This window comes from Bacillus sp. FJAT-27225 (assembly GCF_001685025.1).
Lineage (GTDB): Bacteria > Bacillota > Bacilli > Bacillales > Cytobacillaceae > Bacillus_D.
In genome coordinates this window covers 1-21,961 of sequence record NZ_MAYU01000007.1, presented here as the reverse complement: position 1 = coordinate 21,961, position 21,961 = coordinate 1, and the positions used below count along the sequence as shown (strand labels likewise).

General features: G+C 35.5%; 24 protein-coding genes, 1 pseudogene and 1 riboswitch. Of the genes and pseudogenes, 23 read left to right on the top strand and 2 right to left on the bottom strand.

Annotated elements, in window-relative coordinates:
• The first annotated feature begins 224 nt into the window (after positions 1–224).
• The gene (locus A8F94_RS07525) at positions 225–737 is read left to right on the top strand and encodes a DinB family protein (RefSeq protein ID WP_066197900.1); all 513 of its coding nucleotides are present in this window, start codon (positions 225–227) and stop codon (positions 735–737) included.
• A gap of 239 nt (positions 738–976) precedes the next feature.
• On the opposite strand, the gene A8F94_RS24865 is transcribed toward A8F94_RS07525, so the two are convergent.
• The gene (locus tag A8F94_RS24865; protein ID WP_077247602.1) at positions 977–1,276 is read right to left on the bottom strand and encodes a TIGR04104 family putative zinc finger protein; all 300 of its coding nucleotides are present in this window, start codon (positions 1,274–1,276) and stop codon (positions 977–979) included.
• A 478-nt stretch (positions 1,277–1,754) separates the two neighbouring features.
• On the opposite strand from A8F94_RS24865, the gene A8F94_RS07515 reads away from it, so the two are divergent.
• The 10 genes from A8F94_RS07515 (at position 1,755) to A8F94_RS07470 (ending at position 11,180) form a co-directional block, all read left to right on the top strand.
• Positions 1,755–2,195, top strand: coding sequence for a nuclear transport factor 2 family protein (locus A8F94_RS07515; RefSeq protein WP_066197894.1), 441 nt, complete (start codon positions 1,755–1,757; stop codon positions 2,193–2,195).
• Positions 2,196–2,762: 567 nt separating this feature from the next.
• Positions 2,763–3,008 carry a hypothetical protein gene (locus A8F94_RS07510; protein ID WP_066197891.1) on the top strand — a complete coding sequence of 82 codons (246 nt, stop codon included), beginning with the start codon at positions 2,763–2,765 and terminating at the stop codon, positions 3,006–3,008.
• A 186-nt stretch (positions 3,009–3,194) separates the two neighbouring features.
• Positions 3,195–3,989 (top strand): hypothetical protein, encoded by a 795-nt coding sequence (locus A8F94_RS07505; protein ID WP_066197888.1) that lies wholly within the window; start codon positions 3,195–3,197, stop codon positions 3,987–3,989.
• Positions 3,990–4,105: 116 nt separating this feature from the next.
• Positions 4,106–4,630, top strand: a complete 525-nt coding sequence (locus A8F94_RS07500) for an AAA family ATPase (protein WP_066197885.1) — start codon at positions 4,106–4,108, stop codon at positions 4,628–4,630.
• 179 nt (positions 4,631–4,809) lie between these two features.
• Positions 4,810–5,019 (top strand): hypothetical protein, encoded by a 210-nt coding sequence (locus A8F94_RS07495; RefSeq protein ID WP_066197882.1) that lies wholly within the window; start codon positions 4,810–4,812, stop codon positions 5,017–5,019.
• Positions 5,020–5,234: 215 nt separating this feature from the next.
• On the top strand, positions 5,235–6,008 hold the full coding sequence (locus tag A8F94_RS07490; protein WP_066197879.1) for a TerC family protein: 774 nt from the start codon (positions 5,235–5,237) through the stop codon (positions 6,006–6,008).
• 279 nt (positions 6,009–6,287) lie between these two features.
• Positions 6,288–6,389: riboswitch (purine riboswitch) on the top strand.
• Between the two features lie 236 nt (positions 6,390–6,625).
• Positions 6,626–7,561, top strand: a complete 936-nt coding sequence (locus A8F94_RS07485) for a nucleoside hydrolase (protein ID WP_066197876.1) — start codon at positions 6,626–6,628, stop codon at positions 7,559–7,561.
• 47 nt (positions 7,562–7,608) lie between these two features.
• A complete protein-coding gene (locus tag A8F94_RS07480; RefSeq protein WP_066197874.1) occupies positions 7,609–8,841 on the top strand; it encodes a nucleoside permease in 1,233 nt (410 codons plus the stop codon).
• Between the two features lie 676 nt (positions 8,842–9,517).
• Positions 9,518–10,438 carry a phosphotransferase enzyme family protein gene (locus A8F94_RS07475; protein ID WP_066197871.1) on the top strand — a complete coding sequence of 307 codons (921 nt, stop codon included), beginning with the start codon at positions 9,518–9,520 and terminating at the stop codon, positions 10,436–10,438.
• A gap of 178 nt (positions 10,439–10,616) precedes the next feature.
• Positions 10,617–11,180, top strand: a complete 564-nt coding sequence (locus A8F94_RS07470) for a hypothetical protein (protein ID WP_066197869.1) — start codon at positions 10,617–10,619, stop codon at positions 11,178–11,180.
• A gap of 143 nt (positions 11,181–11,323) precedes the next feature.
• On the opposite strand, the pseudogene A8F94_RS26120 reads toward A8F94_RS07470, so the two are convergent.
• Positions 11,324–11,416, bottom strand: a pseudogene (locus A8F94_RS26120) (integrase); the annotation flags it as partial.
• Positions 11,417–11,507: 91 nt separating this feature from the next.
• Here A8F94_RS26120 and satA point away from each other — a divergent pair.
• The 12 genes from satA to A8F94_RS07410 all read left to right on the top strand — a co-directional run bounded on the left by satA (position 11,508) and on the right by A8F94_RS07410 (position 21,701).
• Positions 11,508–12,029, top strand: a complete 522-nt coding sequence (gene satA, locus A8F94_RS07465; RefSeq protein ID WP_066197865.1) for a streptothricin N-acetyltransferase SatA — start codon at positions 11,508–11,510, stop codon at positions 12,027–12,029.
• 338 nt (positions 12,030–12,367) lie between these two features.
• Positions 12,368–12,742, top strand: a complete 375-nt coding sequence (locus tag A8F94_RS07460) for a hypothetical protein (protein ID WP_066197860.1) — start codon at positions 12,368–12,370, stop codon at positions 12,740–12,742.
• Positions 12,743–13,251: 509 nt separating this feature from the next.
• On the top strand, positions 13,252–14,199 hold the full coding sequence (locus tag A8F94_RS07455) for an ABC transporter ATP-binding protein (RefSeq protein ID WP_066197858.1): 948 nt from the start codon (positions 13,252–13,254) through the stop codon (positions 14,197–14,199).
• Positions 14,196–15,716: an ABC transporter permease/substrate-binding protein gene (locus tag A8F94_RS07450; protein ID WP_066197855.1), complete on the top strand. Its 1,521-nt coding sequence runs from the start codon at positions 14,196–14,198 to the stop codon at positions 15,714–15,716. The genes A8F94_RS07455 and A8F94_RS07450 overlap by 4 nt, the downstream gene beginning before the upstream one ends.
• Positions 15,717–16,027: 311 nt before the next feature.
• The gene (locus A8F94_RS07440) at positions 16,028–16,366 is read left to right on the top strand and encodes a hypothetical protein (protein WP_139070047.1); all 339 of its coding nucleotides are present in this window, start codon (positions 16,028–16,030) and stop codon (positions 16,364–16,366) included.
• Between the two features lie 648 nt (positions 16,367–17,014).
• Positions 17,015–17,626, top strand: coding sequence for a hypothetical protein (locus A8F94_RS07435; protein ID WP_066197848.1), 612 nt, complete (start codon positions 17,015–17,017; stop codon positions 17,624–17,626).
• A 134-nt stretch (positions 17,627–17,760) separates the two neighbouring features.
• Entirely contained in the window at positions 17,761–17,889 is a 129-nt protein-coding gene (locus A8F94_RS26345) for a hypothetical protein (RefSeq protein ID WP_302621303.1), read from the top strand.
• Between the two features lie 129 nt (positions 17,890–18,018).
• Positions 18,019–19,035, top strand: a complete 1,017-nt coding sequence (locus tag A8F94_RS07430) for a C45 family autoproteolytic acyltransferase/hydolase (RefSeq protein WP_066197845.1) — start codon at positions 18,019–18,021, stop codon at positions 19,033–19,035.
• 165 nt (positions 19,036–19,200) lie between these two features.
• Positions 19,201–19,689 carry an AAA family ATPase gene (locus A8F94_RS07425; RefSeq protein WP_217490909.1) on the top strand — a complete coding sequence of 163 codons (489 nt, stop codon included), beginning with the start codon at positions 19,201–19,203 and terminating at the stop codon, positions 19,687–19,689.
• A gap of 171 nt (positions 19,690–19,860) precedes the next feature.
• Positions 19,861–20,250, top strand: a complete 390-nt coding sequence (locus A8F94_RS07420) for a hypothetical protein (RefSeq protein ID WP_066197840.1) — start codon at positions 19,861–19,863, stop codon at positions 20,248–20,250.
• Positions 20,251–20,567: 317 nt separating this feature from the next.
• Positions 20,568–21,023, top strand: a complete 456-nt coding sequence (locus A8F94_RS07415; RefSeq protein ID WP_066197835.1) for a GNAT family N-acetyltransferase — start codon at positions 20,568–20,570, stop codon at positions 21,021–21,023.
• A gap of 156 nt (positions 21,024–21,179) precedes the next feature.
• A complete protein-coding gene (locus A8F94_RS07410) occupies positions 21,180–21,701 on the top strand; it encodes a hypothetical protein (RefSeq protein ID WP_066197833.1) in 522 nt (173 codons plus the stop codon).
• Positions 21,702–21,961 lie beyond the last annotated feature (260 nt).

Sequence of the window (21,961 nt, the reverse complement as noted above, 5' to 3'; positions counted from 1 at the left end):
AGAAGCCAATAGGCTTCTGTACTTAGGAATCCCCCACTTCAAGCAACTCGTGTGAGTGCTAAGTGGTGGGTAGTTCAATTCAGAGTTACTTGATTTTGAATAGTAAAACCAGATTTTTTAACGAAAGTAGGAAAGTAAATTATACTCAAAGAATACTTTTCATCGTGAAGAATATATACAGAATAGGAACCTAGATATTTATTTTGTGGTGAATGGAGAATTTCATGAGTAATCTAGTAAATGACAATCTCTATGAAACGAGAAATAATTTAGTAAAGGAGATTGCTTCATTAAGTTATACTCAATTTAATAATAAGCTTGGTATGAATATGTGGAGTATCGCACAGGTTTGCCATCATTTAGTACTAGTGGAACAGGCCACAATAAAGGCTATTGTTTGGGGATTAAAAAAGGTTGATCATACACGAACAGAACGTAAAAACGTTCATCATATTCTGGATCGAACGAAAAAGTTTAAAGCACCCGAAATCGTTGAACCAGATGTAGAACCATTTGAAGTGCAGTCAATCATTGATTTGTTAAACGATTCGAGAGAAAAACTTCTGACTTTCCTTAGTACAATAGAGGATAAATCAATTTTGGCGGAAAAATCATTTAAGCATCCTGCCTTAGGTGAATTGCCACTTGACCAATGGATTGAACAGATATATTTGCATGAACAACGACACACTGAACAAGTAAAAGAGAAAAAGTTACTTTTAGATGCGACGCACTAAACGTATGATTATCAACAGATTCCTGGATAAGTAAAGGGGAAAAAGAAATTTTAACAATGTAAAATATTATACTTGAAGTAACGGGTGCGTTGATCCAGGAAGGATTAACCGCCTTTTTTGTTGAATTCCTTATTGAACAAATGAGGCGGTATAGTTTAAGAAATGAAGATTGGCTATGTTAAGGAGTAATGTTGATATAAAATAAATAATAAAGGAGACTGTCTCATGCAGTCCCCTTTTTACCATAATGGTTCTTCTTTATTAGTTAATTTTAGTAGTAATGGCATTACAAACAGAGCCACAAGCATTAAGGCAAGTCCTAAAAGTAGTACAGAAATAGGGGATAAATCAAACATTATAGAAAGCGGAATAATGCTAATGGGGAGTAAAACTAATAAAGATGTCGCATTTCTGGAAGATGTACTTTGGTATTGAATTTCTCCACAATGATTACATTGCATGCTTTTACGAAATGTTAATAACTTCTTAATAGAGTCAACCCAAGACCATTTTCTTTTACAGCTTTGACAAATAGGCATTACTAATTCCTCCTTACTAAGAAGCTTTTATGAATAATCATACGTTCTAAATGTTCGATAAGTTTCATTTACTGGGTACAAACGACTTTCTAGCGATATGAGGAAAAGGAATAGTATTACTTGATATTGTAATTAATTTAATAGGGCGCATTGTAAATTCTCTGAATGTGAAGAAAAGCAAGGAGCTTGATGACTACTCTCCAACAAAGCACGGCGTCAAGGACGACAGAGTCATCGCACAATTGGTCAAGGACGAAGATACACGAACCCACAATTCCACAAGGAGTTACCAGAACTTAGCGTGGCTAAAAATTTCATGATCTTCTGACTGTAGACCAACAAATTATTCAGGGACAAATATATAACTGGATTGACCGGTGCTCTTTAAATTAAACTGTTGGATTTTAGGAAGTGGAAAATATAATGGTTACAGTATACTTAATGAAGTTAAATTATTGTTACTAAAGGAGATGAAATAATGGTGAACTCTCAGTTTATCAATGTTGAGGACATTTTAGATAATTACAAAACTGCAATTTATGAGAAAGATGTTGAGAGGTTTTTATCTTCATACCATTCAGATATACATATTTTTGATTGTTGGGATAATTGGGAATGCACCGGTATTGCCCAATGGCGACAAATGGTTAAAGACTGGTTTAATAGTTTATCAAAGGAAGGTGTTTTACTTAAAGTAGATTTTAATGATTTAGTAAAGGTCGAAAATTCAACTATCGCTTTTGTTCACTGTGCTGTTAAGTTCTCGGCTTACAACCAATTGCAGGAGAAACTTCGTCAGACGACTAATAGATTTACCTTCTGTTTTAAAAAAGAAAAAGAGTTCTGGAGCATTATACACGAACATTCATCCTTACCGATAAATATAGAGACAGGGGAGGGTATTTTTAACTATAGGTAAGACCATAGCCAAATTAATTACTACCAGGGCCATCTTCTAAATGGAGGCCTTTGTTTTTTTAAAACTAATGGGGCAGCATTGCCTGCAACAAAGAAAAATTCGTGAAAAATTACACTTAAACTATAGGTTAAGTTCTAATTTTCCTTTGGATTACTGGTTTAGTATATTATATATATATATCATTTCAACAGCAGTAAACGTTGGGTTTAACAAATCAGTAATTGGTCAATTTATTGAAAAATAGTGGAGTAAATCAGACAAAAACTAGATAGTCATTTAGATAAAGACAAGTAACGTGGCGCGTTGATCCAGGGAGGATTAACGCACTTTTTTTGTCCTTTTGTTTTAAAAAACGAAAGAGGCTTATAGGGATGAAGTTAGACTTAACTTCTACTGATGATAAATTTTCAAATTGGTTTCCACTTATAAAAATTTGGGTAAAAATTCAAAACCTGTCGAATGTAAGGCGTAAGTGTGATTAATTAATGGCTAATGGTGAATAAATTCAAGAAAAAGACTATTTTCAACTGTAAACTTACCCATAATACTCGCTAAGGAGATTCGACAATGAATAGAGAATTATATGATCTAATGGTAAAGATAATAAAAAAAGTTGAAAATATTAAATCATATATTCAAGAAACAAAACAAGACAATGGAATCACTTTGGATGAAACTCAGAGGATAATAACGAGGTTAGAAAATATTTCAAAAGAAGCTGACGAGGAATTGAATCATACGCTTATTAGAATTGAAGAGAACTTTAATATTGAACAAAAGAAATCTAAAAAACAAGGAAAGCATAAACAATAGTATCGAATCATTTAACACTTACAGGGTTTTTATCCAGAAGGATAGATACCGAGATTATTTGTAATCATATTTCGGGTGCTTTAATCCAAGAAGGATTAAGGCATCTTTTTGTGGAAGTTCTTAGTAAACAAACGGGCAGGAAAATAATTGTTATAAATAAAAGTCCCAAATTAAGGTGAAAAAATGATGCTATCTAAAGAGGTACTTAGATCATTTAATGTAAACGGTGAAATTACTCCATTGAAGGGTGGTCAGAATACATCAGTAAGAGTGAATAATGTTGTATTAAAACCAGTAGAAGACGTGCTGCATTCTGAGCGATTATTTAAAATTATATCCAGTATCAATCCTCAGGGTTATAGATTGTCAAAACCTATTAAAAGTAATAAAGGCACATTTGTAAGTAATGGTTGGGGGTGTACAAACTTTGAACGAGGTCAGGAGGTAAACGGTCAGATTAAAGAGAAACTTCGTGTATCAAGATTATTTCACCGTGATTTATCTAATATCAGATACAAAGACTTTTCTCAAGTCGATAACCCTTGGTCCAAGGCACATCGTATTGCCTGGCAAATTGATGGGTTACGTATGGGAGCAAATACTGAAGCAAGAAAAATAATAAACGAATTACTGCAAAAAATACAACTAAGAGAACAGTATAATCTGCAAATTGTCCATAGTGATCTGGCAGGAAACATTCTTTTTGATGATGTTTTACCGCCTCTTATCATTGATTTCTCTCCAACAGTTGCACCAGTTGAATATGCCGAAGCAATTTTAGTATGTGATTGTATAGCGTGGCAAGGAAGTAAAATTAGTGATATTGATTTGCTTCCCGGCAATAAAGAAATGTTCATAAGAGCTGTGGTATTCCGATTAGCAGCTGAAGCAATAATTTCAGGGGAAAACTCCAGTAGATTTAATGGCCAATATAATTTATTTAAACAAATTATAGATTATGTAGAATCGGATTCTTATTAAGCTAACGAGTGCGTTAATCCAAGAAGGATTAACCGCCTTCCTTATTGAACAAACGGGGCAGGATAATTCAACAAGCAATGTATGTTTCAATACGAAATCCATAAAGGGTGTTTGGGATGAGAGAAAAATTAATGGAAATCATGAACCAAAAAACTTCAAATCCCTTAATTATCATGATGTGTGGTGTAGCAGGTTCAGGGAAGACTACATACGCACAACAGTTGGAAAAGGAAGGCTTTGTTCGTCTTTCGATAGATGAAGAAATCTGGAAGGTAAATGGACGGTATGGAATAGATTATCCTACTGAAAAATATCGCGATTATCAAATCGAAGCTGAAAGAAGACTTCGTAATCAGTTAGTAAGTCTTATTAAGGATAAACGAAAGGTTGTTATTGATTTTAGTTTTTGGCAAAAAGCAAAACGAGTTGAATACAAACAGCTGATTGAAGAAGCTGGTGGTGAGTGGAAACTTATTTATTTGAAAGTTAGTCCTGAAGTTATTCGTCAACGGCTAGATGCACGTAGTAAAAGATTTGATGCAAATTCAGCCTTTCCAATCACTGAAAATACTTTAACTTCTTACCGAAATGGGTTTGAAGTACCTTCACATGAAGGGGAAGTTGTAATAGAGTCAATATAAAAAGTTTTGTTTTCAATTAAGTAGCATAGTATCTTATTTTTATTGAACTAAAGGGTGCGTAGATCCAGGAAGGGTTTCCGCACTTTTTTGTTCAATTCCTTATTGAACAAACGAGGAAATTTGTTTAGGAAAAAATGATATATGATGAAATCAAAAGATAACGAAAAGGGGGTTAAAATATGCATTGGGGAGATCTGATTATTGACTCAAAAATTTTCAGGTTAATTATTAAAGGTGCTTTTTGGACTTCTATTGTCATAGCTTTATTCATTATTTTTATGATTGGCAATTTCATTTTTAAAATTACATTTTTAGATTATAGGTTCGATGATGGTGAACTAATACCGCCAGTTGAATCTGCCATAAATTATGGACAACTCTTCCACTAACAGGTGCGTTGATCCAAGAAGGATTAACCGTTTTTTGTTGAATTTCTTATTGAACAAACGGGAGGTTATTGGCAGTAGGAAAATCGAGGTATCGAGAAGCAACTTAATAAATAATTTTAGCATTATTCTCTAGGATTACCTGTTGCTAAAGTGGGAAATCTACAGTTATCGAAACTTTTCACATGAAATTTTAGTTAAAGATAGGGGAGAAGTAGATGGAGTCAATTTGGCTGGAATATGCTTGGGCATTGTTAATTCTAATTGGATTGGAAGGGTTGTTATCGGCTGACAATGCTCTTGTATTAGCAGTGATGGCCAAGCATTTACCCGAAGAACAGAAAAAAAGAGCTATAACTTACGGAATCATTATGGCCTTTGCTTTCAGATTTGCTGCACTTTTTGTCATTTCATTTATTGCGAACGTCTGGCAGATACAAGCTATAGGAGCGGCTTATCTTCTTTACCTTGGATTAAAGCATGTCATTAAGGCAAAGTTCGGGAAAGACAATAAGAATATTCATAAGGACGATGAAAAGGAAGCCGCTGGGAAAGGTTTTTGGCCCACTGTAGGGAAGATCGCATTAGCGGACCTTGCTTTTGCCATTGATTCGATTCTAGCGGCAGTTGCTATTGCCCTTGGTCTTCCAGATTCACCGCTAGACGATTTCGGTGGTATGGATGGAGGGCAGTTTATTGTTGTTCTTCTTGGAGGTATTGCTGGCCTTGTCTTGATTAAGTTTGCGGCAACCTGGTTTGTGCAGCTTCTTCAAAAACGTCCAGCATTGGAAACAACAGCATATGCCATTGTTGCCTGGGTCGGTGTCAAACTGGCTGTAGTTACCCTAGCTCATGAAGATATTGGTGTTTTAAATCATGATTTTCCTCACAGTACCACCTGGACTCTGATCTTCTATGGAGTATTAGTGGGTATTGCCTTAATCGGATGGTTTGCACCTGGAAATAAGTCATTGCAACAAGATAAATCCTAAAAGGTAACAAGGCAATTTTTAATTTTCTCTAATTTTTCCTTTAGGTAGTAACGGTGGGTTAATTTTTTGCATTAACGTGGGAGTTAGTTAATAAGGGAGTTTTATGATAATTACTGAATTTGAGTTGAGGAACTTGGTTCAGCCCCCATATCGCAAAATGCGAAAGTAAAGGTATTAATAACATTGTAAATGCTTCCAATCACGAACGATAATTTCAATTTAATAAAAAAGGTTCGAGATTTGGTTGACGGAACCCGATGTGATTGTTATTATAAATGCGAATTAAATATAGAAAAACGTCGTATAATATTGGGGATAGGGCCCAAGAGTTTCTACCAAGCCGCCGTAAAGGGCTTGACTACGAGGTAAGTGTTCAATGGAAGAAGGGATTAATTCTTCCTTTTATATTTACACATGCCCTAGTCAACGCTCCGGTAGCTATCGGAGCGTTTTTTATATTTGAAATGTTTATAAGCGATCATGCTAAGTGGCGCGTCAGGCAGATTTTGATCGCTCTAAGTGTGGAAGTGTGATGTTATCCGAGTGTTCCATCAAGAAAACATTTGGTAAATCCCCAAGCAATTTAAAAAAGTTCACCATGAAGGGATCGAGAAAAAATGAAAAGGAAAATTTACTTTAATCATGATGGCGGCGTTGATGATCTAGTTTCGCTATTTTTATTACTAAAAATGGACAGTGTTGAACTCACAGGCGTTTCAGTCATTCCAGCAGATTGTTATTTAGAACCAGCAATGTTTGCAAGCAGAAAAATTATTGATCGCTTTGGAAACGGGGGCCTTGACGTAGCCGAGTCAAATTCTCGCCCAAAAAACCCTTTTCCAAAAGATTGGCGTATGCATGCGTTTTATGTTGATGCTCTGCCGATTTTGAATGAATCTGGACAAGTTGTAACACCAGTGGCTGATAAACCAGCACATCTTCATTTAGTAAACACGGTTTTAGCAACTGAAGAAAAAACAACTTTATTATTTACAGGCCCGCTTACTGATCTTGCTCGTGCATTAGATGAAACTCCTGAAATTGAAGAGAAAATTGAAAGACTTGTTTGGATGGGTGGCACATTCCGTGAAGCAGGAAACGTACATGAACCTGAACATGATGGAACGGCCGAATGGAACGTGTTTTGGGATCCAGAAGCAGCAGCTCGTGTATGGGATACCGGCATACAAATTGATTTAGTGGCGCTTGAAAGTACAAACCAAGTACCGCTAACTTTAGATGTACGTGAGCGTTGGGCTAAAGAACGCAAATACCTGGGTGTTGATTTTCTTGGACAATGTTATGCGATGGTACCACCACTTGTTCACTTTTCAACGAACTCTACATACTATTTGTGGGATGTGTTAACAACCGCATTTGTTGGCAATCGTGATCTTGTGAAAGTACAAACTATTAATAGCATTGTTCACACGGAAGGTCCAAGCCAAGGCCGTACAGTTGAAACCCCTGATGGACGACCTGTGAATGTTGTTTATGATGTGAATCGCGATGCGTTCTTTGATTATATGACTGAATTAGCTAAAAAAGCTTAATAACTAGAAAAGTACAGCTTAGACACCAAACTTAAAAGGAGAAAACAATGACAATTAAGAATCGACTTAGAGTTATGATTTTTCTCCAGTTTTTCATTTGGGGATGTTGGCTAATCACACTTGGCTCGTATATGATCAATACATTACACTTTTCTGGCTCACAAGTTGGAGCGGTTTATGGCGCATCTGGACTTGCTTCTCTTATAATGCCAAGCCTTGTAGGGATTATCGCTGACCGATGGATGAAAGCGAATAGATTGTATGGAATTTTTCATTTTCTTGGTGCGTTTTGCTTATTTATTGCGGCACAAGCTTCAGACCCAACCGTTATGTTTTGGGTAATGTTTTTTAATGCTATGGTTTTCATACCGACAATTTCATTATCCTATACCATTTCCTATATTGGTTTAGAAAAAGAAGGACTCGATACGACGAAAGAATTCCCGTCCGTTCGTGTATATGGAACCGTTAGTTTTATTCTTGCCATGTGGCTCATTAGTCTTGGTGGATTTGAGTTAAGCAATATCCAGTTATACATTGCAGCAGGGTCGGCCATCTTACTGGCACTGTTTTCAGTTGTGCTGCCTGATTGTCCAACATCAAGTGTTAAGAGGGACAAGTCGTTGGTAAGCCACTTAGGACTCGACGCTTTTGTCCTATTTAAACAAAAGAAAATGGCCATCTTTTTCGTATTTGCAATGCTGTTAGGTGCTGCACTGCAAATTAATTTGGCATTTGCAGACCCATTCCTTCATGATTTTGCGCTAAATCCTGATTATAAAGAAAGTCTTGCTGTGAAATACCCAGCGATTTTATTATCAATTGGACAATTTTCAGAAGTAGTCTTTATTCTTGCCATACCATTTTTCTTACGTAAATTTGGTATTAAAACGGTCATGCTATTGAGTATGGCGGCTTGGACGTTGCGATTTGTTTTATTAGCATTTGGAGACCCAACCGGATTAGGGTTCATATTATTACTATTATCCATGATAGCGTACGGTGCAGCGTTTGACTTCTTTAATATTTCTGGATCGATGTTTGTAGATAAAGAAGTGGATCATCGAATTCGTGGGAGTGCACAGGGCTTATTCATGACAATGGTGAACGGATTGGGAGCTTATTTAGGTGCTATGATTAGTGGAAGAATAGTGGATTATTTAACGGTTGACGGCATAAAAGATTGGCAGAATATCTGGTTAGTTTTTGCTGCCTATACCATCGTTCTTGGAATCGTTTTTGCGATAACTTTTAAATACAAACACCCCAGGATACAGTGAACCATGTAAATAAAGCTACTTGATCTGTATGATTTAGTGTCAAGTTGGAATATAAACGATAAAATTAGCAGCCAATTTCTCCTTTGGGGAAATGCTGCTTTTTTGAATTAGCATGGAAAGAGGTCTTATGTAAACACAAACAAGCTTATGAAATGAGGCGGTCATTGGGCTCCATTATACGTCAATATTCTTTCTAAATTTAGCGGATAACATTGACGTATAACGGATAAGCACCAATTCAATTAAACTTTTGTTTAGGTTAGCTGTTAAAGGATTTTTGTTGAATCGGTGCTAAATTTGTTACAATGAAATGGATTTATTTGTTCATTTAAGGTTTGTGTGTATTTGAGATAAAGATGTACCATTTAAAAAGTTTAATCAAAATTGCTGTATTATAGGTTTTTTTATTCAACAATCGGGCGCTTTTCTTTAATAAGAGGGCGTCTTTTTCTAATGCTCCAACACATTTAAGAGTTTAGATCTTGTTAGGGAAAAGAAAAGAATACTTTCCTTCTTGAAGTAACGGTTGCTTTGATTCAGAAGAATTAAGGCACCTTTCTTATTGAATCCTTATCACGCTAAAGGGGCATGGCTTAACAACGAATTCCTAATGATGGAGGATATTTCTTACCCTTAACAGAATATATAAGTATATATAGTATGTTGGAGGAGTTCTATGGAGTTTTCAGATATTAATAATATTTCCTCAAATTGGGGTATTGAAATTTATAACTTTAAGAAGCTTTCGGAACGGGCAACATTAATCCTCACGAATGATGAGAAGAAATTTATTATAAAGAGAAAGGATAATTTAAAACAGTTTTATAGTGAATTAAAACTCATCGGGCTCTTAAGAAAAAATAAATTTTTAACTCAATTTCCTTTAATTAATAAACTAGGGGACTTTAGTTTACCTTACAAAGATTCGCATTACTCTATATATAACTATCTTGAAGGTTCCACCTTTGGGGCAGAAGAAAGTTTGCGAAGTCCTATAATACCGAAGCTTCTTGGAGAAACTATTGCTGACTTAAATAAAATAATGGAATCTGCTGATTTTTTAAGCGAGTATCCTATTAAAGATTTATATCAAATGGTATACGGTTTTGCCGTAAATGAAATTATCAAAATAGATCCTTCAGAGGAACTGCTTAATGTGTATCAACAATTGGAAGAGGATATAAAGGACCTATTTAATATTCTCCCAAAACAGTTAGTCCATAGGGATGCTCATATTCATAATATTATATTTAATAACAACAGTCTTTCTGGTGTAATTGATTATGAAATTGTGGAGGTCAATCTTAACATATTTGATCTTTGTTATTGCTCCACAAGTGTCTTAAGTGAAGTATTTTCTAAAGAGGAATTAAGGGGAATGTGGATAACCTTTGTTGGAAATTTAGTAGCTAGTTATAATCAAGTTAATCCTTTATCGACTAATGAAAAAGAGTCTATTTGGTACGTAATGCTTTGTATCCAAACTATATTTATGGCTTATTTTACAAGTAACGATGAAATTTATAAAATTAATAAAGCTATGTTCCAATGGATTTTTGAAAATAGAAATCAAATAGAAGGTAAGCTTTTTGTTTAACTCACGTGAAAAAGCAAATATTGAAATGATTGTAGTGAATGTACTTAAATAAACGTGTGCGTTGATTCAGCAGGATTAACGCCTTTCTTATTGAATTCCTTATTAAACAAGCGGGGCAGGTTAGTACATAAAGGAATTCAATAAAATGTATTAATGTGGTTTTAAGGGGGGAGTTCACTTGTCTATATTAGACTTTCTATTTAAAAAAGAATTAGTATATACGGCAAAAAATCACATTGATTATTTTAAAGTAGCCCAATTATTCAAAAATGGAGGCTTGAAGTATAAAGTAAAGAAACAATCCACGCATAGTTCACCTTGTCAACCGTTTAGTGCCGATGAATTTAGACAACCTGTTATTTACGATTTTTATGTTCATAAAAATGAACGGCATCTTGCCCAAAAGTTGCTTTCCACATTAAATGAATCTAAATCATTAGAATTATCCAACAAACGGGACAGGTTAGCTAAACAAAAGGAGTTTCTCAAAATGGCAATTGATTGGGAGGAAGTTAATTTACTTATTCAGGAATGGTCCAGCAAGAAACCCCTTGAAATGTCTCCTGAAGATGCTGCAAAAATTAGCTTTTTGATTGATGAGATTTACAGTTTTCCTGATAACCAAAAAACAGTAGTTGAGTCAGGAGATCTTTTTAGGAAATATCTTTATGAGAAATATGCTAAGTTATCTCCTGATAGTATTGAGCGTTTAGTTTATAGATTCTGCTTCTTGAATAGATAAATGCTTATTTAGAAGTGGAGGGGAAAATAGCCAATATTTAAGGAGGCTATGGCGAATGTTTTATTACTCACTTGTGAAGAATTGTACTTAAACAAACGGGTGCGAGTGTATATGAGCAACGCTTGAGGGGCGTTGCTCTTTGCTTAGAAATATTTTTGATGAAATTCCTGCCTTAGCCTTCCGCTTAGCTGTGCATAAATTCGAGTAGTCTCACTCTTCTCGTGGCCCAAAAGACTCGGGGCAGTTTAGTTGAAAAAGGACGAAGTGAAAAGAAGGTTATAATACACAAGTTGTATTACATATAATTTCGTTTGGAAGGAGATCGATATGATAATTGAAATGACTCAATTAAATATGGAGGATTTTAAGAAACCAAACGAATGTTTCGTTGTTTCGGGGAGAATTATACCTACATTTGAAAACTATGTTTGGAAATATACCGAGGAGATATTTTCTGAACCTTATTTTAAAAAATATGAAGATGATGAAATTGATATCAGTTATATTGAAGAACAGGGGAAAGTTGTATTTTTTTATTATGATGAAAACCACTGCATCGGTCGGATTAAAATTCGTTCTAATTGGAATGGATATGCACTAATTGAGGACATTGCTGTTGCAAAAAAATATAGAAAAAATGGTGTTGGAACAGCATTATTAAATAAAGCTATTGAGTGGGCAAAGGAGAATAACTTTAGTGGGCTTGTGCTTGAAACACAAGATATTAATGTTTCAGCTTGTCATTTTTATGCCAAAAATCACTTTGTAATAGGTGCAGTTGATACTATGCTTTATTCAAACTTTCCAACTGCAAATGAAATTGCAATTTTTTGGTACTATAAATTTTAACTAATTATAGTTTTAGTTGTTGTTTAATAATATTACTGATGGTAATTTGATGTTTCGTCTTGTTGAAATATCGGGTGCGTTGATCCAGGAAGGATTAACCGCCGTTTTTGTTGAACTCCTTATTGAACAAACGGGAGTTTAGTTCAACAAGAATACCTAGCCGATGTTTATTGCTCTGTTTAAGAATAATGGTGATTTTTGATAACTCTTCGAAATCTTACTTTCAGTTATCTGTCAAATGGTAAGAGATATAGGAATAGTATATTACTGGATTAATAAAATTGAAACAGGAAGAAAAATGAGGTGATTTTATTTTAGAAAAACTCAGGAAAATTAATATGAAAACTGCTGTATTTATGGGAATTATTTTTTACTCTTTGACTATCTTAATCCACTTTCTTATTATAAGCAAAAGTATTCCATTCACATGGGTTAATGGTGGAAGGTCTGAATCATTCGCTGAACAGCTACCAATATCTGTTATAAATATCGTTATTTCTATTATTGGAGTAGTTTTTACGTTGATTGTCGGTAGAATTAAACAATATAAATACAAAAGAGGATTAACCGTTATATGTTGGTTTTTTGTTGTACTTTGGTCTTTTGGATTTATACAACAATTGTTTGGAACACCTTTTGAAAAAATGGTTTGTTCGTTAGTATTGCTTCTTGGAGTTATCTCGAACTTGCGTATGGCGATTGAAAAAAAATAGATGTAACTATTTAATTATATGTTTGTGAACAATTACACTTAAACTAAGGGGTACTAATCTTCAATAAGGAATTAAAATAGGACCCGATTTTGGGTCTTTACTTATAAGGTATTTATTTTTTATAGTATTAAATAATTTAAATAAGGTAAGAAGGAAATCACCAAGAGGATTCCCTGCACAAGTGAAGCCCATGTCAGACATGCCATGGGCCTTTTCGTTTTTCTCCATATAATGCTCTTAATGCCTACCTCACAGTTACGTTACATATCAACAAGTTCCATAATAGTGGGGCACATTCATTAAAGCGAAGTAATTGACTTATGAAATAGCGGGAAGGGAGAATAGATTGGTAAGCATTTGTTGAAGATTCAGGGAGTTTGCTTCCGCATATAGCCGATCAAGGTATTTCCCTTGATGAAAACAGCAAGGCACACCTGTAGATAGAGAGAAACAATGCCGAAGTCCAACTTGGCGGCGTGAATCTAAAGATTACTAAAAGGAGTGGTGAGATGATTGAATTTGAAAATGTATCAAAGATTTTTGATAATGGCACGTATGCCGTAAAGCCATTAAACTTTACGATACAAAAAGGAGAATTTTTTGTTTTAATCGGGCCGAGTGGAAGCGGGAAGACCACAACCTTAAAAATGATGAACCGGCTAATCCCCCTGTCTGGAGGAACCATTCGTATTAATGGGAAGAAAATTAGCGAGTATGATATTCATGAACTACGTTGGAACATAGGATATGTTCTACAGCAGATTGCCCTGTTTCCCCATATGACCATTGAGGAGAATATTGCGGTCGTTCCCGAAATGAAGAAGTGGACGAAGGCCGAAATTAGCAAAAGGGTCGATGATCTGCTTTCGATGGTCGGTTTGGAACCTGGCAAATATAAGCATAGGAAACCAAAGGAGTTATCGGGCGGTCAACAGCAGAGGATTGGGGTCGTCAGGGCTTTGGCGGCTGACCCTGAAATCATCTTAATGGATGAACCATTTAGTGCGCTTGACCCGATAAGCAGGGAGAAGCTCCAGGATGATTTGCTTGACCTCCATAAAAAGCTGCAGAAAACCATCGTTTTCGTTACCCACGATATGAAAGAAGCAATGAAGCTTGGCGGCCGCATCTGCATCATGAAGAATGGGGAAATTGTCCAAATCGGAACTCCCACTGAAATTATGGAGAATCCAGCCAACCTATTCGTAAAAGAGTTCATTGGCGAAGAATCGATCATGGAATCTTCTTTCGATTTGAAAAAAATACTCGACAGTGCAGCAGAATTCAAAGGAGAGGCTGTGATTCCTAGCACAAGTACAATAGAACATACACTTGAAGCTCTATCCCAAGCAGAGCAGGCCGGGGTAGAAGAAGACGGAAGAATCATTGGTGTCGTGAACAGACAATCGTTGATTCAATATTTATTGGGCAGCATGAAAGAAGGTGGCAATCAGTGAATACTTTTTATGAAACGTTCCTTGCGAAAAAAGAGGATGTGGCACACGGATTGCTGCAGCATATCGAGCTATCGTTTATTTCACTCTTTTTCGCCTTGCTGATTGCTGTTCCTCTAGGGATTTACCTGACCAGAAAGAAAAGGGCAGCAGAGATTGTGATTGGAATTACGGCTGTCTTCCAAACGATTCCGTCATTGGCATTATTGGGCCTGCTTATACCGCTCGTAGGCATTGGAACAATCCCGTCGATTATCGCCCTGGTCATTTATGCTTTGCTTCCAATCCTTAGAAACGTATACACGGGAATAAAAGAAGTGGATCCGAATCTCATTGAAGCGGCAAAAGGATTGGGGATGAATAACCGAAGGCTTTTATTTAAGATTGAGCTGCCTCTCGCCATGCCGGTCATTATGGCAGGGATACGGACAGCCATGGTTTTAATCATTGGAACGGCAACTATCGCTGCCCTGATTGGGGCTGGCGGATTAGGAAATTTAATTACAGTAGGAATCGACCGCAATGACACCAATCTTATCTTGCTTGGAGCGATACCAGCCGCACTGCTGGCATTGTTCTTCGACTTTGTACTTAGAAGGCTGGAGAGATCATCGTTTAAGAAATCATTGATATCGATTGTATCGGTTCTTGTTGCATTCTTCCTCGTCATCGCCGTTACGACGTTCAGCCAGCCGAAAGAAGCGGATATTGTCATAGGTGGAAAACTAGGGCCTGAGCCTGAAATTCTCATGAATATGTACAAGCTGCTGATTGAAGACCATTCGGATTTGAATGTGGAAGTAAAGCCGCATATGGGCGGTACATCGTTTGTGTATAACGCCCTGCAAGCCGGCAGCATCGATATTTATCCTGAATTCACCGGAACAGCAATCGTTGACTTACTAAAAGAACAGCCAAAAAGTACAGATAGAACGGAAGTCTTTGAACAAGCAAGGGAAGGGCTGGCAAAGGAACTTGGTTTGGCCCTGCTTGAGCCGATGGAATTCAACAATACATATGCGCTGGCTGTTCCGGCTTCACTTGCCGAACAATACAATTTAAAAACCATTTCCGACCTTAAAGCGGTTGAAGGCGTAATAAAGGCTGGGTTTACGCCTGAATTCCCAGAGCGCGCGGACGGGTATCCCGGCATCCAAAAACTATATGGAATAAACTTTCCGCAAATCAACATCATGCAGCCTAAATTACGGTATACCGCCGTTGATTCAGGCGACATTAATCTGATCGACGCCTATTCCACGGATAGCGAACTTGCAAGATACAATCTAACGGTCCTGGAGGATGACAAGAACCTTTTCCCACCATACCAGGGGGCGCCGCTACTAAAGGAAGAGACATTAAAACAATATCCGGAGTTAGAAGAAATCTTGAACAAACTAGGTGGAAAAATTACCGATGATGAAATGAGAGAAATGAACTACGAGGTTGCCGTCGAAAAGAAAAGCGCCAACAGCGTGGCGAAAGCATTTTTGGAAAAGCATAGCCTGTTAACGAAATAAACAGGAGCATCGAGGGAACCAGTGTAATCAAGGTAATAAAAGGTAAGTATTGAATAAAAAAAGGGAGATAAAAACATCTTTTTGAACACAATCGCAAGAAACATTATTATTGTGAAACTGTTCATTACATGATTCCACTTTTATTCCAATAAGGGGCGTTGATCCAGGAAGGATTACCGCCTCTTTTTGTCGAATTCCTCATTAAACAAACGGGACAGGTTAATTCAATATGAAGATGTTTTGTATAGTATTCGAAATGTTGTGTTTTGGAAGTTGTTGGATTTAAAGAGTTTGAAAAAGGGATGAATACATTGAAAAAAGCATTAACAATAGGTTTGATTTTTGTTTCTATTTTGCTTTCAGGATGTAATATGAACAAATTTAGCAGTGCGGAATTTACTAACCTTACCCCAGCAGTAATTAAAATGGACAACTTAACCTATCTAATGACGGATGAAGTTTTAGGTACTAACGAGGTTGAACAACAAATCGGGAAAATTATTCGAATTCAAGAAATAGTTTCTTACACTGAAGACCAAAATCCATATAAAAGTCCGAGTAAAATCTTTAAAGTAAAGGATGCATCTATTAAAGATGCAATAGCAATTAAAGTTAACGACAAACTATATAAAGCAAATAGTAAGCAATAGAAGGACACTGCGAAAAGTGAATAAAAATAGAAGAAATAATTGATTTTTTAAAGGTTTACTGCGTTATTTTCCTTATTCAAGGAGCGGGTGGGTAATCCAAGAAGGATTAACCGATTTTTGTTGATTCCCCACACACTTTTGGGTCGTTGATGGCTATGTATCAACGCCCTTTTTAGCCTCTCGCACGCTTTTCGGTCGTTGATGGCTATGTATCAACGCCCTTTTTAGCCTCTGGGACGCTTTTCGGTCGTTGACGGCTATGTATCAACGCCCTTTTTAGCCTCTGGGACGCTTTTCGGTCGTTGACGGCAATGTATCAACGCCCTTTTTTGCCTCTAGTACACTTTTCGGTCGTTGATGGCAATGTATCAACGCCCTTTTTAGCCTCTAGTACGCTTTTCGGTCGTTGATGGCTATGTATCAACGCCCTTTTTTGCCTCTAGTACACTTTTCGGTCGTTGATGGCTATGTATCAACGCCCTTTTTAGCCTCTTGTTGAACGGCAGGTTAGTTCAACAAGGTTAGTAAACACTTAATCCCGGCTTAATCCCCTATCGGCTTTTTTAATTTATTTTCTACTTTTTCTGGGTTTATTGTAATTTTCCGTTAAAATGGAGGTAGACAAATAGCTGACGGGGGAGCAAAAAAGTGATCATATTCAATAAGCTGTTTATTTTGTGTACGATGGCAATGATTTTAATTACAGGATGTCAATCAAAAGCAAATACACAAGTACTAATAAAGATGAAAAGTGAAGAGGAACAAAAAAAGATTTTGGATACTTATAATTTGGATGATTATAAAAAGGTTTTTGATGATGCTGTATCTGAAGCTAATGAATTTGAAGGTGATGAAAAGCTAAAGAAATGGATTATCAGAACATTAGCTCAAGAAAAACTGTATTATGAAACAGATTTGACTGATGAGCAAGTATTAGAACTATCTAAACAAGCGATGGAAGAAGATAAAGCGTGGAAGTCTATTGCTAAAGATGAATATGGTATTACTGTAACTGTTGAAGAGGTTGAAAATTTTATTAAGGAAGGACCCGATACTAGTGATTTGCCGCAACACCTAGCATATGCAGATGCTTTAGGTTTAACATTGGAAGAACTTAATCACGATTTTGACAGAGATATTTATGAAAAGAATGTTATTTGGTTAAAGCTGAAACCTGAACTGGAAAAGAAATACGATATAACTGACAATAACAAACAGGTTAAAAAATATGAAGAGGAAGTAAAAAAACACCTAAATTAGATAGAAATCATCATAATAAAAGGCATTGAACTAATGCCTTTTTATTATGAATTTGGCAGCTTTTTTCTTAAGCTAACTGGGTGTCTTTTAATAATGGTAGCGAATTAAAAAGTTTAATTTAGGAGGGTAAATATATGAATCAACAACTTCTGGAAATCATTAAAGTTACCAGCTTAGTTATTATTGCAATAAGTTTGAGTGTAATAGCATACAAAATTGATTCTATTGCAGACGCTATATACGGGATATTCATTAATAACTAACTCAATGTTATCGAATATTACTTTTTTGGAATCCTTATTAAACAGAGGGGGCAGGTTAGTTGAACATTTGGGGAAGTTACAAAATGCAATTGTTTAAAGTGAAGAGTGGATAAAAATGGGGGTAAAGGTATGTCGACTTTTTCAGTAAGTGTGATTCAATTAAGAGATTCCTCTTTTGATATTGGGTTAAAGATGGGGAAGTATATCAAAAATAAACCAATTTTAAAAACCCTAGAGTTGATTACAAAATCAGAAATTGACTATAAAAATATGAAAGCCATTTTTTCTTACTTTGCACCTCATTTACTTGATGAGCTTGATGGTTTATCTCAAGGATTGGAAATTTCACTTAGCAGGGCAGCTTCCTTGTTTAGTGGCTATGATATGCCAAAGACGGAGGCTATGGGCTGCTCGGCATTAATTACTAAAGATTATTACGTTAGAAATTACGATTTTTCACCTGTTTTATATGATGGTGTTTTTAGTCTAGTTCAACCTGAAACAGCTTTTGCTTCAGCAGGATATAATCTTCAAATCTTAGGAAGGCACGATGGTGTTAATCAAGAAGGGATAGTAGTAGGTCTCCACTTTGTAAGTAATAATGGTTATACAAAGGGTATTTCTCCTTGGACAGCAATTAGGATGGTTTTGGATAAGTGTTCCTCAATTGATGATGCAATTTATATGCTGAAGGAAATACCTCATTCCGCTTGTTATAATTTCTCGCTCGGAGATAAAGAGGGAAATATTGCTGAGGTAGAAGCAACCCCAGAAAAGGTTATTGTTAGGTATGGTCAATCATTTATGACTTGTGTTAATCACTTTCAGGATGATTTGCTTAAACATAAAAATAGAATATCAATTGAAGGTTCAATCCAGCGAAACCATTACCTACTAGGTCTCAAGGATAAAAATTACACACATCGGCAAATGTTCGAAGAGTTTAAAAGCATAAAATCTCCAGTGTTTTTTACGGACTATCGAAATTTGTTTGGAACTCTCCATACATTTTCGTACTCACATAAAGATTCAAGAATTCTTACTACTATTGCTAAAAGTGATCAAGTCTTAGACATTAACTTTCAAGATTGGGTAGATGGGGAAGAAATAAACGATCAAGTTTTAGATGGTGTTATAGAAGTATGATAAGGGATGAACTCTTCGGATAACGAGGGAAAGCCAAAAAAGATTAGCCTTTTTGGAATCCCTTATTAAACGAAAGGGGCAGGTTTGTTTAAGAAAATGTTTAGATGAGCTATTAATTCGCGCAAATAACTTTAAAGAAAAGTTTGTTTTTTCGAAAGATTGGAGATGGTCAATATAGCAACCCTTCATTTAATGGTTGGTCTCCCGTGCAGTGGTAAAACTACACTTGCACGTGAACTTGAAAAGAAATATTCAGCACTGCGTCTGACTCCTGATGAATGGCACATCCGTTTATTCGGGCAGGATTACGGGGAGAACATGACGGAATCAGATGAAGCTAAGCACGATGCTAGACATGATACAGTGGAATCTCTTATGTGGGACCTTGCAGCTAGAGTTTTAGCTCTAAACATTGATGTTATCCTCGATTTTGGATGTTGGGTTCGAAGTCAACGAGACGAGTTTCGTTCTCGAGCAAAGGACATAGGGGCTGAATTTAAAATTCATTTTGTTGATGTATCTGAAGAGTTATTGTTTGAACGTCTAAAGATTAGGAATAAACAGAATCCAGAAGGAACTTTTTTAATACCTGAAGCGAAACTTAAAGAGTGGATACAAATCTTTGAGCCACCTTCTTCAGAGGAACTTGAATAATTGTATACTTATAACTAAACAAGGTAATAGAAGATATTTCTTGTTGTATTAACGAGTGCATTCATCCAGGAAGGATTAAACGCCTTTTTGTTGAATTCCTTATTAAGCTAAAGGGGCAGGTTAGTGTAAGAATATATGTCATAATAATATTATTTATAGGGGAGTTAAATTTTGGGGAAATTCTTTGTGCTAATTATATTTTTTGTATTTCTATTATCTGCGTGTCAAACCAAAGAGAATGACTTAACGTTTGTTGGCGAAAGTGAAAATTGGTTAGCTGTAGTAACCGTTCACCAAACTAATGGAGAAGAAACATATCAAATAAAGCTTAATAACAAAGGAAATAACATAGATGGTAATGACACTTTTCGTTATTATGTAGAATCAAAAAATAACGGAGTAGTGGATTTTGGTGCGAATGATCCTACCTTAAATCAAGAAGGCATATATAATAAAAAATTATTAAGTGTTAATAGTCCTTCCACTAGTGCAGAAGATGAGTTAGTGATAAAAGTAGAATGGAGCAATGCAAGTGAAAGTTTTGATTTAAGAAACAAGTGATGATTATGTGAATAGATGCTTAAAGCAATGGGTGCGATGATCCAGGAAGGATTTCCGCCCCTTTTTGTTGAATTCCTTATTGAACAAAAAGGGCAGGATTGTTCAATAAGAAAAAAATTATTATAAGAAGGAAATTAATACAAAAAATGGTATGATTAAATAGTCTAAGAACTATTTGATATATTTTTTAGGCAATAGTTGTTAGAGGAGGCGTTCACTATGGCAAACAAAAGAATTTTTATTATTAATGACTACAAGGGGAAAACGACTAATTAAAAAGTGTTTAGCGTTTCCCCGAATTTTGAAAGGGGAAAATTATGAGTACAGAAAATGTGAAAATTGTAGAATTAAATGCAGAAAACTGGTATGACTGTTGTGTATTAGAAGTATTAACAGAACAAAAAGAACACATTGAGCCCAATGCTATATCAATAGCTCAGTCAAAGTTTGAGCCTACATTAAAGCCATATGCTATTTGTGCTGAAGAGAAAGTGGTTGGCTTTTTGATGTACAATTCTGTTCAAGAAGAACTTGATGGTTATTGGGTATATAGAATAATGGTGGATAAGGAATTCCAAGGCAAGGGTATAGGAAAAGCTGCAACTAAGTTAATGATTTCAGAGATGGCTAAATTACCTAATGCGAAAAAAATTGTTGTTGGTTATCATCTTGAAAATTTGGGAGCACATAATCTTTACTCTAGTTTGGGATTTATTGATAATGGTGATAGGTTCGGCAAGGAAATGGCAGTTATAAAAAATATAACCGAATGATAGGTCAATAGAATATCTCAATAAGAAAGGACCATTATTGGTTCTTTTTTATTGTGCTAACGGCTTTGATCCAAGAAGGATTAAGGCACCTTTTTATTGAACTCCTTATTGTGCTAACGGGGCAGGTTAGTGAAAGAAAAGGGGAGATGATTCGGAGTGAAAATGAATAAATGGATTAAATTATGTTTATTTGTTTGTTTATCTATTATTGCGATATTTTCATTAAGTTCTTGTGATAACAACAATAATGAAACTACAACCATTGAACAACAATTACTTGATGCAATGAAAGATACAAATACGGATGTAGAAGAGATAATTCATTTAGAAGCTGTTAAAGACGGTATTCTGGTTTTTTATACGAAAGATAACAAGCTTTACGATGGATTTATTAAATTGAAAAATGCTAAATGGGAATGGAATGCCGGAGGAGGTTCAATTCCTCTTCAAACAGAAAATGGTTTTAACTGGTCATTTACTAACTTTGATGATTTTTTTGTTCGTTATGGAGTGATAACAGACGATAAAATTAAACAGGTAAAAGATGAGGAAAACAACTATCCAAAGATCATACAGGATGAAAATGGCACTAGAATGTATTTCTTCTTAGATAAATCTGTTGTATTTGATAGTAAGAAGAATCAAACACATTACTATGAAATTTTAGCTGAATATTAAGAGAGATATATGAAAAATGTTATTAAACTATCGGGTGCGTTGATCCAGCAGGATTAACCAACTTTTTGTTGAATTCCTTATTGAAAGAGGCAGTTTATTAAAAGAAGGATTACTGATAAATAGGCAGTTTTTTTATTATAAGAGATTATTTAGGAATATAAATAGCAATTAATAAAAAATATTATTGACCTCTTTATAAAGGAGAATTATTTTAATGGATACATTACTACTAACACGTACCGAAGTACAATCCCTATTAG

Bases quoted from the DNA above. Each gene is read 5' to 3' on its own strand.
- A8F94_RS07525 (WP_066197900.1), top strand. From the start codon at position 225: ATGAGTAATCTAGTAAATGACAATCTCTATGAAACGAGAAATAATTTA.
- A8F94_RS24865 (WP_077247602.1), bottom strand. From the start codon at position 1,276: ATGCCTATTTGTCAAAGCTGTAAAAGAAAATGGTCTTGGGTTGACTCT.
- A8F94_RS07515 (WP_066197894.1), top strand. From the start codon at position 1,755: ATGGTGAACTCTCAGTTTATCAATGTTGAGGACATTTTAGATAATTAC.
- A8F94_RS07510 (WP_066197891.1), top strand. From the start codon at position 2,763: ATGAATAGAGAATTATATGATCTAATGGTAAAGATAATAAAAAAAGTT.
- A8F94_RS07505 (WP_066197888.1), top strand. From the start codon at position 3,195: ATGCTATCTAAAGAGGTACTTAGATCATTTAATGTAAACGGTGAAATT.
- A8F94_RS07500 (WP_066197885.1), top strand. From the start codon at position 4,106: ATGAGAGAAAAATTAATGGAAATCATGAACCAAAAAACTTCAAATCCC.
- A8F94_RS07495 (WP_066197882.1), top strand. From the start codon at position 4,810: ATGCATTGGGGAGATCTGATTATTGACTCAAAAATTTTCAGGTTAATT.
- A8F94_RS07490 (WP_066197879.1), top strand. From the start codon at position 5,235: ATGGAGTCAATTTGGCTGGAATATGCTTGGGCATTGTTAATTCTAATT.
- A8F94_RS07485 (WP_066197876.1), top strand. From the start codon at position 6,626: ATGAAAAGGAAAATTTACTTTAATCATGATGGCGGCGTTGATGATCTA.
- A8F94_RS07480 (WP_066197874.1), top strand. From the start codon at position 7,609: ATGACAATTAAGAATCGACTTAGAGTTATGATTTTTCTCCAGTTTTTC.
- A8F94_RS07475 (WP_066197871.1), top strand. From the start codon at position 9,518: ATGGAGTTTTCAGATATTAATAATATTTCCTCAAATTGGGGTATTGAA.
- satA (WP_066197865.1), top strand. From the start codon at position 11,508: ATGATAATTGAAATGACTCAATTAAATATGGAGGATTTTAAGAAACCA.
- A8F94_RS07460 (WP_066197860.1), top strand. From the start codon at position 12,368: ATGAAAACTGCTGTATTTATGGGAATTATTTTTTACTCTTTGACTATC.
- A8F94_RS07455 (WP_066197858.1), top strand. From the start codon at position 13,252: ATGATTGAATTTGAAAATGTATCAAAGATTTTTGATAATGGCACGTAT.
- A8F94_RS26345 (WP_302621303.1), top strand. From the start codon at position 17,761: ATGAATCAACAACTTCTGGAAATCATTAAAGTTACCAGCTTAGTTATT.
- A8F94_RS07430 (WP_066197845.1), top strand. From the start codon at position 18,019: ATGTCGACTTTTTCAGTAAGTGTGATTCAATTAAGAGATTCCTCTTTT.
- A8F94_RS07425 (WP_217490909.1), top strand. From the start codon at position 19,201: ATGGTCAATATAGCAACCCTTCATTTAATGGTTGGTCTCCCGTGCAGT.
- A8F94_RS07415 (WP_066197835.1), top strand. From the start codon at position 20,568: ATGAGTACAGAAAATGTGAAAATTGTAGAATTAAATGCAGAAAACTGG.